The sequence below is a fragment of the Mycobacterium sp. E1715 genome (genome assembly GCF_001667625.1).
Classification (GTDB): Bacteria; Actinomycetota; Actinomycetes; order Mycobacteriales; family Mycobacteriaceae; genus Mycobacterium.
The window spans coordinates 1-11,281 of sequence record NZ_LZJJ01000508.1; the positions used below are offsets into that span (position 1 = coordinate 1).

Genomic DNA, 11,281 nt, shown 5'->3' on the forward strand with positions numbered 1-11,281 from the left:
TCGCGACGCACACGATCCGCTCGTTGTGCCGCCGCAATCTCTCATAAGTCAATCCCAGCCGGCGGATCGCCGACGGCTTCAAGTTCACCAGCAGCGCATGGGATTCGGCCACCAGCTCGCCCAGCCGTTGCTGTCCGGGGTCGGAGTTCAGGTCAAGGCAGATGCTCGACTTGTTGCGGTTGAGGCTGGCGAAGTAGCTGGGCCCGACGCCGCGGGAGATCTCGCCGCCGCGCGGCTCGATCTTGGTGACCTCGGCGCCCAGATCGGCCAGCAGCATGGTGGCGTACGGTCCCGCCAGCATGGTGCCGACCTCGAGGATGCGTATCCCCGCGAGCGGCCCGGTAGGCGTCACCGCAATTCCGTTGCGAGCGTGGCGATCATCTCGCGCGTGCGGCGTTTGGAGGCGATCAGCTCGTCGCGGTTGTCACCGATCGGCAGCAGCCGCACGGACAGGTCCGTGACACCGGCGTCGGCAAAGCGGCGCATCCGGGTCAGGATCGCCTGCTCGTCACCGGCCGCACAGAGGTCACCGACATCACGGGCGTCGCCGCGTTCCAGCAGGCGCTGATAGTTGGGCGACACCTCGGCCTCACCCAGGATCCGATTGGCCCGCTCCTTGGCCTCCTCGACTCGTGCCGGCTCACAGAGGCATACCGGGATGCCGGCGACGATCCGCGGCGCGGGCCGCCCGGCGTCCGCGGCGGCCTTGGTGATCTTCGGCGCGATGTGGTCGCCGATCGCGCGCTCGTCGGCCATCCACAACACGGTGCCGTCGGCGAGCTCGCCGGCGATCTGCAACATCACCGGCCCCAGAGCTGCGACCAAAACCGGCATCGGGGCGTCGGCCCCGATCGCCAGCGGATTGTGCACCGTGAACGAATCGTTCTCGACGTCGACCGGTCCCGGCCCGGCGATGGCGGCGCCCAGCACCTGCAGGTAGTCGCGGGTGTAGGCGGCCGGCTTCTCGTAGGGCAAGCCGAGCATGTCCCGGATGATCCAGTGGTGCGACGGTCCGACGCCCAGCGCCAACCGCCCGCCAGTCACGGCATGAGTCGAAAGCGCTTGGCGGGCAAGGGCGATCGGATGCTGGGCTTGCAGCGGCACCACCGCCGTGCCGAGCTCGATGCGCGAGCTGTGCGCGGCCATCAGCGATACCATGGTCAGGCAGTCGAAATCGTCGGGAACCTGCGGCATCCACGCGGTGTCCAGACCCGCGGATTCGGCCCACTCGATGTCGGAGGCCAGCTTGTGCACCTTGCGGGCCATGTCGCCACGCTCGGCGCCGATCATCACTCCGACGCGCACTGTTCCTCCGCAACGGGCTCGGGGGTTCCGGTCAGCGCGCGTATCTCGCGCACGAGCACATCGAGCGATGTGCCGGTGGGGAAAACGGCGGCGGCACCGGCGGCGAGCAGCTTGGGCACGTCGGCATGCGGGATGGTTCCGCCGACCACGACGGCGATGTCGGAAGCGTCGGCGGCCCGCAGGGCCTCGATGGTGCGGGCGGTGAGTGCGAGGTGAGCACCGGACAGAATGCTCAAGCCCACGACCGCCACGTCTTCCTGGACGGCGATCGAGGCGATGTCCTCGATGCGCTGCCGGATGCCGGTGTAGATCACCTCGAAGCCGGCGTCGCGCAGGGTGCGGGCGACGATCTTGGCGCCCCGGTCGTGTCCGTCCAGACCCGGTTTGGCGACGAGGATCCGGGGCGCCATTAGAACACCACCGGTTGCTGGAACTCGCCCCATACCGCCTTGAGCGCGGAGACCATTTCACCGACCGTGCAGTATGCGTTGGCGCACTCGATGAGGTTGTGCATCAGATTGTCGTCCCCTTCGGCGGCGCGCGATAGTGCTGCGAGACTGGATTTGACTGCGGCCGAATCCCTTTCGGCCTTCACTTTAGCGAGCCGCTTGAGCTGGAGATCGCGCCCTTCGGCGTCGAGCTCATAGGTGACGACATCGTGTTCGGGCTCTTCGGTCACGAACCGGTTCACGCCGACGACCGGGCGAGCGCCGGATTCGATGTCCTGGTGGACCTTGAATGCCTCGTCGGCGATCAGACCCTGTAGATAGCCGTCCTCGATGGCGTGGACCATTCCGCCGTGCCGCTCGAGGTCGGACATGATCTCGACGATGCGCGCCTCGGTGGCGTCGGTCAGCGCCTCCACGAAGTAGGAGCCGCCCAACGGGTCGGCGACGCTGGCCACGCCGGTTTCGTGCGCGAGGATCTGCTGGGTGCGCAGCGCCAGCGTGGTGGTTTCCTCGGTCGGCAGGGCGAACGGCTCGTCCCAGGCCGCGGTGAACATCGACTGGACACCGCCCAGCACGGCGGCCATCGCCTCGTAGGCCACCCGGACGATGTTGTTGTGGGCCTGTGGTGCGTACAGCGAGGCGCCACCACAGACGCAGCCGAAGCGGAACATCGCCGCCTTGTCAGCCGTCGCCCCGTACCGCTCCTTGACTATGGTGGCCCAACGTCGGCGCCCCGCACGGTATTTGGCGATCTCCTCGAAGAAATCGCCGTGGGTGTAGAAGAAGAACGAGATCTGCGGCGCGAACTGATCGATCGTCATGCGGCCGCGCTCAACCACGGTGTCGCAGTAGGTCACCCCGTCGGCCAGGGTGAACGCCATCTCTTGCACCGCGTTCGCCCCCGCGTCGCGGAAGTGCGCCCCGGCCACCGAAATCGCGTTGAACCTCGGCACCTCGGCCGCGCAGAACTCGATCGTGTCGGCGATCAGCCGCAGGGACGGCTCCGGCGGCCAGATCCAGGTCCCGCGCGAGGCGTACTCCTTGAGGATGTCGTTCTGGATGGTTCCGGTGAGCTTCGCGCGCGGTATCCCCTTTTTCTCGGCGGCGGCGACGTAGAACGCCAGCAGGATCGCCGCCGTTCCGTTGATCGTCATGCTGGTGCTGAGCTTGTCCAGCGGGATGCCGTCGAACAGGACCTCGAAATCGGCCAGCGTGTCGACCGCGACGCCCACCCGGCCGACCTCCTCGCCGAACTCCGGGTCGTCGGAGTCGTAGCCACACTGGGTAGGCAGGTCGAGCGCCACCGACAACCCGGTCCCGCCTTGTTCCAGGAGGTAGCGGTACCGGCGATTAGATTCCTCGGCGGTGCCGAACCCGGAGTACTGGCGGAAGGTCCACAGCTTGCCCCGGTAGCCGGACGCGAAGTTGCCCCGGGTGAAGGGAAACTCCCCCGGTTGCGGAGGCTCCGCGCCGACGTCCGCCGGCCCATAGACCGGCTGCAGCGGGATACCCGACGGAGTGTGGGCCATATTATCCATCGGTGAATAACGTACTTGCAAAAAAAGAGAATGCCAATACCACGCGCTTGACCTGGTCAAACCTGTGTGCGCACTACACCCGGCAGAGGATCTCGCCGTGGGGAATGGCGATCCAGCCGTCGGGGGCGGCCGCCCAGTCGCGCCACGCGGCGGAGATCTCCTCCAGCTGCGCACTGGTGGCCAGACCCAACTCCAACAGGTCGCTCGCGATCCGCGAGTGCAGGATCCGGTCGGCCCACATCCCGCCCCACCATTCGCGCGTCGCGGGCGTCGCGTAGCACCACAGGCTGCTCGTCGGGGTGACGTCGGCGAAGCCCGCCTGCCGCGCCCACGACAGCAGCCGTCGCCCGGCATCGGGTTCGCCGCGGTTGGCCCGCGCGGCCCGCTCGTAAAGGTCGCGCCACAGGTCGAGCGCCGGCAGTTGCGGGAACCAGATGAATCCCGCGTAGTCGGCGTCGCGGGCCGCCACCAGGCCGCCGGGCGCGCACACTCTCCTCATCTCCCGCAGCGCCCCCACCGGGTCGGCGACGTGCTGGAGCACCTGGTGCGCGTGCACCACGTCGAAGGCGTCGTCGGCGAAGTCGAGCCGGTGCACGTCGGCGGTGGCGAAGGAAACATTCGACAGGCCGCGTCGCTCGACCTCGGCGCGGGCCACATCGAGCACGTCGGTCGACTGGTCGACCGCCGTCACCGGACCCGGCGCCACCCGGGCCGCGAGATCGGCGGTGATGGTTCCGGGCCCGCACCCGACATCCAGGACCGACAGCCCCGAGTTCAGGTGCGGCAGCAGATAGGCCGCGGAGTCCTCCGCGGTGCGCCGCTGGTGACTCCGCAGCACCGACTCGTGGTGCCCGTGCGTGTAGGTGGCCCCGTCTTCGCAGTTCATGCCCGAAGCCTACGGGCGTGACTCATATATTGAAATATTCGTCTCGAAATATGAGATCAGTCCACGGGCACATTCAGGATCGGCCGGTCGACCGCGGCGCCCGGGCCGTCGAAGTGCCACCACTCCCCGGAGTAGGGCGCCAACCCCCCGTACTTCATCGCGTCGCGCAGCGCCGCGCGGTTCGCCTGGGCGTCGGCGCTCACCCCCTGGGTGGCGAAAGCGTTTGCGCGCGAGGAGAAGTCGTCGAAATCGGTGCCCATGTCGGCCAGGCAAAGCCCCTGCGCGTGTAGCCCGGATGCGCACGGCTGCTCTGCCGTCGTGAACGTCACATCGACCGAGCGCCCCGACTCGTGGCTGTGCGCATACTGGCCGGGGCGCGCGACCCACGCGGGGTTGGGGACGACGTTGAACATCTTGACCTGCACGTCGTGGGGCCGATAGCAATCCCAGAACACGAGGAGATGTCCCTGCGGCCGGAGCGCCGTCGCGGCCGTCGCCAGTCCGGACGCCATCGACTGGTGCACCAGGCATCGGGCGTCGGACGGGTACAGCTGCGTGTGCGTGAAGTTGTTGGTGGTCGCGTAGCGCAGGTCGATGATGGCGTCGGGGACCACGCTGCGGACGTCGACGAATCCGGCCGCGCGGGCCGCGTCGCTCACCGGCGGGACGTCGGGACTGGCGTGCGCGGTCGCGACACGGACCAGACCCGCCGCGACCGCGAGTGCAAGGTTCGGGCGCAAAAGACGCATCCGGTCATTGTCGCCGTTGGTCGCCGTGAGTTGCGTTAGCGCCTATGCGATGTCGCCCTCGACGTAGCGCTGCAGGTTCGGCGCGACCGCGGCCACCACCTGTTCCTCGGACATCGACGCGATCGGCTCGATCTTCCAGACGAAGCGCAACAACGCGAAGCCGATCAGCTGGGTGGCGATCAGCCCGCTGCGCCGCAGTCGGTCGCCCTCGTCGTCTCCAAGGGTGGAACCGCCGATCAGGCCCCGCTCAACGATCAGCCGCAGCTTCTCCCGGGTCTTGTCCTCGTGGGCGGCCGTCAGCACCACGGCGCGCAGGACGGGACCGACCTCCTCGTCGGTCCAGGTGTCCAAGACGGTGCGGATCAACTGCCGGCCCAGGTCCGCCTTGGGCGTCGCCCACGTAGCGGATACCGCGTCGAGCCACTTCTGCGGCGGCGTGGTGGCGGCGTCGAGCAGGCCCTCCTTGGAGCCGAAGTAGTGGTAGATCAGAGCCGGATCGACGTCGGCGGTGCGAGCGACGGCGCGGATGGCCGTGCCGGCCCAGCCATGTTCGGCGAACTCGTCGCGAGCGGCGGCCAGAATGCGCGCCGCCAGCACGCCGCGCTCGTCGCGCGGACCGGGGGTCGTCGATCGCGTCGGCACCATGCCACCATAGCCGAAGTTTCATCTTGCGTTGAAACTAATTTCAACATAGCGTGAAACTGTGATCACGCTCAACGGCCCCCAGACCACCGGCCGCGAATACCGAAACCTCAGCGAGCCGCGGTACGCGTCGCGCACCGACATCAATACCGCGATCACGGTCCGTGACGGCACAACGCTTCTGGCCGACGTGCACCGGCCCGATGCCGACGGCCGCTTCCCGGCACTGCTGGCGGCGTCGCCGTACCCGCGGCAGATGCAGGACCTCGGCGCCCCGGCGGGGTTCGTCGAGGCCGGCAGGACGGACTTCTGGGTGCCGCGCGGTTACGCGCACGTCATCGCCAACCTCCGCGGCACCTGCGGCTCCGAGGGCTCATTCAACTTCTTCGACGCGCAGGAACGCCGGGACGTGTACGACCTCGTCGAGTGGACCGCGGCGCAGCCGTGGTGCGACGGCAACGTCGGCATGATCGGCATCAGCTACTTCGCGATGACCCAACTCGAGGCGGCCGTCGAGCGTCCGCCGCACCTCAAAGCGATCTTCCCCCTGGCCGTGACCGCCGACCTGTACGAGGGCGCCAACCACCACGGGCTGGTGAGTTCGTCGTTCATCACACCGTTTCTCGCCATGATGGGCCTCACCTCCGACCGCAGCGACAAACTGTGGCGCAGCAAGCCGGTGGGACTGGCGCGGCGCGCGCTGAACAGCCCCGGCATCCATAAGAAATTCGAGACCAAGAACGGCGAGGCGGCGGTCACGATGCTGCGCCAGCTGCTCAGGCTGCCGCACAATCCCCACCCGTGGGACGAGTTGTGGCAGGAGGCGGTGGTCAAGCACCCGACGCGTGACGATTGGTGGGAAGAACGAAACCTGTTGCCACTGCTCAAGGAGATCGACATCCCGGTCTACCTGGGCTGCGATTGGCAGAACGTGCCGTTACACCTGCCGTCGACCTTCGCCGCATGGAAAGGATTGTCGGACAACGCCTGCGTGCGGATGGGCATGCTCGGTGAGTTCGGTCTGACCTGGCCCTGGGAAAGCATGCACACCGAGGCCCTGGCCTGGTACGACCAATGGTTGAAGGGCCGCGACACCGGAATCACCGATGGGCCACCCATTCGATACTTCCTGCCCGGCGCCGACGGGTGGCGAACCGCCGACTCCTGGCCACCGGCCCCCGCCCCGCATCGTGAACTGGCCCTGCGCGCGGACGGTGGTTTGGCCGCCGACGAAGGTGAGCCGGGCAGCCGCGAATTCATGGTTCTGGGCGCGGGTTTGGGCCGCATCAAACCCAGCGAGATCGATCCGCCTTCGGTGCTGACCTGGACCGGCGCGCCGTTGACCGAGGACGTGGACGTGGTGGGCGACATCGAAGTGCGGCTGGTCGCCTCGGCGACGGCGATCGACACCGCGTGGATCGCGACGCTGCACGACGTGGCACCCGACGGGGCAACGACCGACGTGACCGCGGGCTGGCTGCGCGCCAGCCTGCGCGAGGTCGACGAGGCGGCCAGTCGCCCCGGCGCGCCGGCGCTGCCCTGCCGCAACCCCCGAGCGGTGCCGCTGGGCGAGGACGTCGAGTACCGAATCCCATTGGTGCCCAACGCCCGACGCTTCAAGGCCGGCCACCGCATCCGTCTCACGCTCACCAGTGACGACCAGGACCCGTCGACGCCGGCCATCATGAACTTCCGCCATGCCAGCGTCGGCACGTCCAGCTGGAACACGGTGCGCTCGTCGTCGCGGTTGCTGCTGCCGGTGCTCGGGTAGCGCCGGTGACGGCCGGTCAATCCGCCGGGGTGAATTCGACAGGCAACTCGGTAAGCCCGCGCGGAGGCCGATGCCACGGACGAAGGCGACGTGCCCGCGGAAGTTCTTGCGGTCCGGCCGAACTGATGCGGATTCTCGAACCCTCGCCGGTCGCGGTTGGCCGCCGCAAGCACCGCATGGGCACCGTGCCGGTCAGATGGGTCACCAACCATTGCCGGCGTGTCAGGAATATTGCCCATGAATCTGGGTAACTGAAAGGAACCCGGGGGGCGACGATTTCTCCGACAGGAGGACGCAATGCCCAGCGACATCACCATTCGCGACATCGACACGATCGACGCGGAGCTGCAATCAGTTGCCGCCCTTCGCTATGCAGCTCGCCGACTGGGCCGCCCGTTGCCATCGATCGACGCGGCGGATGCTCTGCTGGATGAACGCCTAGAGCGCACCGGCGGCGCTTCGCGGCTTGGAGATTACGGCTTTAATTCCCGGCGTAAATCGGCATAGCTCGCCCCCCGGCTCGGCCGGCCAGCCGGCCCGGCTGGCCGCGGTCACATCGGTGGGCGACTCGGAGTGCCGAGCGACCACTGTCGAGCGCATGCGCGGCGAGTTTCGGTGGCAAAGGGTGAGGGTATTAGAGGATGCACTGGAACCGCCGCAACAAGAGGGTGCAGGCTCATGATCGCTGGCGCTGTGAATTCCCTTGTCTGGATATTGGTGCTCATCGCGATTGTCGCGGTGATCATCACGGTAGTCCGCGCAGTGTCGGCCCCGCGCGCGGAACGGCCGGTTGTCGAGCGGCCGGTGGTACAACAACAGCCCGTTGCGACCAGCGGTTTGGCACCTGGCTGGTACCCCGACCAGCAAGACATGCAAATGATGCGCTATTTCGACGGTCGAGTGTGGACGGCGCAGACTCAGCCTCGCGCTTGACCGCATCTCTCGGAATCGCCGATTGCGTCGAGACAGGCTGAGTTGCGGGCACTGACACCGCATTAAAACGCTTTGACGGTGGCCAGGGGCGGGATCGAACCGCCGACCTTCCGCTTTTCAGGCGGACGCTCGTACCGACTGAGCTACCTGGCCGGAAGGCATGAAGTGCCTCGCCGAGTTGGCGACCCTGACGGGACTCGAACCCGCGACCTCCGCCGTGACAGGGCGGCGCGCTAACCAACTGCGCCACAGGGCCTTGCTGCTGCTCCGCGTCACCGCGTCGCGTACCCCCAACGGGATTCGAACCCGTGCTACCGCCGTGAAAGGGCGGCGTCCTAGGCCACTAGACGATGGGGGCCAGAACCGAATCACTCCGGGGTACTCACAACGAGGTTTCGTTAGGAGCCACGTCAGCTTAGGTCACCGCGGGCCCAATCCTCAAACGAGCCCCGTTTGCGGCCCAAGTATCCTGAATCTCCGCGGCCCCTATAGCTCAGTTGGTAGAGCTACGGACTTTTAATCCGCAGGTCCCAGGTTCGAGCCCTGGTGGGGGCACCGGCGCGTGATGGTCTCGGCAGATCGGCGCTTACCCGAGCACCGCGCTGCTGTAGGTCACGTCCGCGAAGGCCCGGGCGACCTCGTCGTCGGCGTAGGCGAAGCCGTTGGCCGCGTGCAGTTCCGCTACCGTCCGCGACGACGTCCGCCAGCCGCGCTGGCTGAGGTGGTCGACGATGTGGCTGCGCTCGCCGTGATAGACGAGGTCGTTGAAGTCGACCTCGAAGCCGAGCTCGCTCATCCGGTCGTGGTGGGCGCGCCAGCGCGGGTCGGTGAAAACGGCGGTGTCAGGCACGAAGTCGAGGGCCAGCCGGCTGCCGGGTGCGCTCAGGGCGGTGATGTTGTCGAAGAGCGCGTCCTGGGCCGACTCCGGCAGGTACACCAACAGTCCCTCGGCGCTCCACGCCGACGGAGCCTGTGGATCGAGTCCCGCCTGGCGCAGCGCGGTCGCCCAGTCGTCGCGCAGGTCGACTGCGACGGTGCGCCGCTCGGCGGTCGGCTCGGCGCCCAGCTCCTCGAGGGTTAAGGTCTTGAACTCGATCACCTCCGGCATGTCGACCTCGTAGACGACGGTGCCCGCCGGCCACGGCAGGCGGTAGGCGCGCGCATCGAGCCCCGACGCCAGGATCACCGCCTGACCGATGCCGCTCCGAGTCGACTCCAGGAAGAAGTCATCGTAAAACCTTGTGCGACAAGCCATGCTGCGCGCCATCCGCTGCGGATTGAACTCGGCTGCTCCACCGGCCGGGATTTCGCCGTTGACCATCCGGACGTAGACGTCGATCCCGACGGCGCGCACCAGCGGCGCCGCATAAGGGTCGTCGATCAACTCCGCGTCGGAGGACAGGGCCCGCTGCGCCGCGACCATGGTGGCCGTCGCGCCCACACTGGTTGCCAGGTCCCAACGATCACGATCGGTGCGCGCCATCGTGCTCCCTCTCGCCCCCGAATTAAATAGACAATCTAGTCAGTATCGCAGGGCGGTTTGGCCCCGCGGGACTACCCTGCGACCTGTGACCGACTTCGCCCAGCGGACGATCGACCTGGCCCGCCGAAACGTCGCGGAGGGCGGCCGCCCGTTCGCCACCGTGATCGTCCAGGACGGCGAGGTGCTCGCAGAGAGCGCCAACAAAGTGGCGCAGACGAACGACCCGACGGCCCACGCCGAGATCCTGGCCATCCGTGAAGCGTGCACGAAGCTGGGCACCGAGCACTTGGTCGACAGCACGATCTATGTCATGGCGCATCCGTGCCCGATGTGCCTGGGGTCGCTGTACTACTGCTCACCGAAGGAAGTCGTCTTTCTGATCACGCGCGAGGCGTACGAGGACTATTACCTCGACGACCGCAAGTACTTCGAGGTGTCCACCTTCTACGACGAATTCGCCAAGAACTGGGACCAGCGGCGCCTGCCGATGCGCTACCAACCCCACGCGGACGCGGTGGACGTCTACCGGCTCTGGAACGAGCGCAACGGCGGCCAGCGGCGGTCCACGGTGGTCCCGTCACCCTGAGCGGCGCGCGGGGCAGCGGCGGCACCCCGGGTAGTATCTGCGTATGCATGCAGATAGTGGTGCAGGTCGCTTACCCGAGGACCAGGCGAGCCTGGTGGTCGAGGTCTTCCGGATGCTGGCCGACACCACCCGGGTGCAAGCGCTGTGGGCCCTGACCGAGCGCGAGATGTCGGTCAACGAACTCGCCGAGCACGTGGGCAAGCCGGCGCCGTCGGTCTCCCAGCACCTGGCCAAGCTGCGGATGGCACGGCTGGTCCGCACCCGCCGCGAGGGAACGACGATCTTCTACAGCCTGGAGAACGACCACGTCCGGCAGCTCGTCACCGACGCCGTCTTCAACGCCGAACACGCCGGCCCGGGCGTGCCCGGTCATCACCGCAGAGACGGCGGCCTGAAGGCCGTCGGCGAAGCAGCGCAACCGTCGAACCGGCGGCGTGGCGGCACCAAGTGATTGATCCAAGGAGGCACCGATGACCGACCAGCACACCCACGACCAGCCCCACGCGCACGAGCATGGGCATGGCGACCTGACCCACGCGCACGCGCACACCGCGCACGAGCATGACCACGTCGAGCACGAGCACCACCACAGCCACGCCGACGGCACCGAGCACAGCCATCAGCATGTGCACCAGGCCGGCGTCGAGGACGTTCACGGTCACACCCACGTCTAACGCGGGCGCCGGCGCTCAGGAGACGGGGCAGTAATGCTTCGGGTCGCCCCGCTCGGCCGCCGGCGGGAGGTTGCGTGCCGGCGTCTGCGGCAGCGGCGCGTCGGCCGGGATGCGCCCGGAAGCACGGTCGAGGCCGGCGCGGGCCCGCGGGTGCTTGCGGTACCGGCGCGGCACGAACGCGAAGACCAGGCGCACCAGGTTGCCGAAGCGCCGGTGCAGCCACTCGTCGCGGTCGGACCACTCAAAGCCCAACCGTTCGCGAACG

At 67.7% G+C, this 11,281-nt stretch carries 14 protein-coding genes, 4 tRNA genes and 1 pseudogene; 7 read left to right on the top strand and 12 right to left on the bottom strand.

Features of this window, described 5'->3' with window-relative positions; genetic code table 11:
• The 7 genes from A9X03_RS24980 to A9X03_RS25010 form a co-directional block, all read right to left on the bottom strand.
• Positions 1–301 (bottom strand): CoA transferase (locus A9X03_RS24980; protein ID WP_369828495.1); only part of this gene is annotated, 301 nt, incomplete at its 3' end.
• Positions 302–348: 47 nt separating this feature from the next.
• Positions 349–1,305: an LLM class F420-dependent oxidoreductase gene (locus tag A9X03_RS24985; protein ID WP_067759832.1), complete on the bottom strand. Its 957-nt coding sequence runs from the start codon at positions 1,303–1,305 to the stop codon at positions 349–351.
• Positions 1,290–1,715 (bottom strand): cobalamin B12-binding domain-containing protein, encoded by a 426-nt coding sequence (locus A9X03_RS24990; RefSeq protein ID WP_067781397.1) that lies wholly within the window; start codon positions 1,713–1,715, stop codon positions 1,290–1,292. Before A9X03_RS24990 ends, A9X03_RS24985 begins: the two co-directional genes overlap by 16 nt.
• The gene (locus A9X03_RS24995) at positions 1,715–3,292 is read right to left on the bottom strand and encodes a methylmalonyl-CoA mutase family protein (RefSeq protein ID WP_067781394.1); all 1,578 of its coding nucleotides are present in this window, start codon (positions 3,290–3,292) and stop codon (positions 1,715–1,717) included. Before A9X03_RS24995 ends, A9X03_RS24990 begins: the two co-directional genes overlap by 1 nt.
• A 73-nt stretch (positions 3,293–3,365) precedes the next feature.
• Entirely contained in the window at positions 3,366–4,178 is an 813-nt protein-coding gene (locus A9X03_RS25000; RefSeq protein WP_067751911.1) for a class I SAM-dependent methyltransferase, read from the bottom strand.
• A 56-nt stretch (positions 4,179–4,234) separates the two neighbouring features.
• Positions 4,235–4,927 carry a M15 family metallopeptidase gene (locus tag A9X03_RS25005; protein ID WP_067751908.1) on the bottom strand — a complete coding sequence of 231 codons (693 nt, stop codon included), beginning with the start codon at positions 4,925–4,927 and terminating at the stop codon, positions 4,235–4,237.
• 42 nt (positions 4,928–4,969) lie between these two features.
• Entirely contained in the window at positions 4,970–5,572 is a 603-nt protein-coding gene (locus tag A9X03_RS25010; protein WP_068263479.1) for a TetR family transcriptional regulator, read from the bottom strand.
• Between the two features lie 58 nt (positions 5,573–5,630).
• On the opposite strand from A9X03_RS25010, the gene A9X03_RS25015 reads away from it, so the two are divergent.
• The 3 genes from A9X03_RS25015 to A9X03_RS25020 all read left to right on the top strand — a co-directional run bounded on the left by A9X03_RS25015 (position 5,631) and on the right by A9X03_RS25020 (position 8,273).
• Positions 5,631–7,340, top strand: coding sequence for a CocE/NonD family hydrolase (locus A9X03_RS25015; RefSeq protein WP_068263485.1), 1,710 nt, complete (start codon positions 5,631–5,633; stop codon positions 7,338–7,340).
• A 297-nt stretch (positions 7,341–7,637) separates the two neighbouring features.
• Positions 7,638–7,847: a hypothetical protein gene (locus A9X03_RS29495; protein ID WP_156670031.1), complete on the top strand. Its 210-nt coding sequence runs from the start codon at positions 7,638–7,640 to the stop codon at positions 7,845–7,847.
• 171 nt (positions 7,848–8,018) lie between these two features.
• Positions 8,019–8,273 (top strand): DUF2510 domain-containing protein, encoded by a 255-nt coding sequence (locus tag A9X03_RS25020; protein WP_067781382.1) that lies wholly within the window; start codon positions 8,019–8,021, stop codon positions 8,271–8,273.
• A gap of 79 nt (positions 8,274–8,352) precedes the next feature.
• Here the strand turns inward: A9X03_RS25020 and A9X03_RS25025 are convergent.
• The 3 genes from A9X03_RS25025 to A9X03_RS25035 all read right to left on the bottom strand — a co-directional run bounded on the left by A9X03_RS25025 (position 8,353) and on the right by A9X03_RS25035 (position 8,631).
• Positions 8,353–8,426: transfer RNA gene (locus tag A9X03_RS25025), tRNA-Phe, on the bottom strand.
• A gap of 26 nt (positions 8,427–8,452) precedes the next feature.
• Positions 8,453–8,529: transfer RNA gene (locus A9X03_RS25030), tRNA-Asp, on the bottom strand.
• A 29-nt stretch (positions 8,530–8,558) separates the two neighbouring features.
• Positions 8,559–8,631 (bottom strand) — tRNA-Glu (locus A9X03_RS25035).
• A gap of 124 nt (positions 8,632–8,755) precedes the next feature.
• On the opposite strand from A9X03_RS25035, the gene A9X03_RS25040 reads away from it, so the two are divergent.
• Positions 8,756–8,828 (top strand) — tRNA-Lys (locus A9X03_RS25040).
• A gap of 31 nt (positions 8,829–8,859) precedes the next feature.
• Here A9X03_RS25040 and A9X03_RS25045 read toward each other — a convergent pair.
• Complete coding sequence (locus A9X03_RS25045) at positions 8,860–9,756, bottom strand: class I SAM-dependent methyltransferase (RefSeq protein ID WP_068263487.1); 897 nt, start codon at positions 9,754–9,756, stop codon at positions 8,860–8,862.
• Positions 9,757–9,841: 85 nt separating this feature from the next.
• On the opposite strand from A9X03_RS25045, the gene A9X03_RS25050 reads away from it, so the two are divergent.
• The 3 genes from A9X03_RS25050 to A9X03_RS25060 are packed head-to-tail and all read left to right on the top strand — an operon-like array spanning position 9,842 to position 11,016.
• Positions 9,842–10,342 (top strand): nucleoside deaminase, encoded by a 501-nt coding sequence (locus A9X03_RS25050; RefSeq protein ID WP_068263489.1) that lies wholly within the window; start codon positions 9,842–9,844, stop codon positions 10,340–10,342.
• Between the two features lie 43 nt (positions 10,343–10,385).
• Positions 10,386–10,793, top strand: a complete 408-nt coding sequence (locus A9X03_RS25055) for a metalloregulator ArsR/SmtB family transcription factor (protein WP_082974569.1) — start codon at positions 10,386–10,388, stop codon at positions 10,791–10,793.
• A 19-nt stretch (positions 10,794–10,812) separates the two neighbouring features.
• Positions 10,813–11,016, top strand: coding sequence for a zinc transporter Slc39a7 (locus tag A9X03_RS25060; RefSeq protein WP_068263494.1), 204 nt, complete (start codon positions 10,813–10,815; stop codon positions 11,014–11,016).
• Positions 11,017–11,031: 15 nt separating this feature from the next.
• Here the strand turns inward: A9X03_RS25060 and A9X03_RS25065 are convergent.
• Positions 11,032–11,281: pseudogene (locus A9X03_RS25065) on the bottom strand (hypothetical protein); the annotation flags it as partial.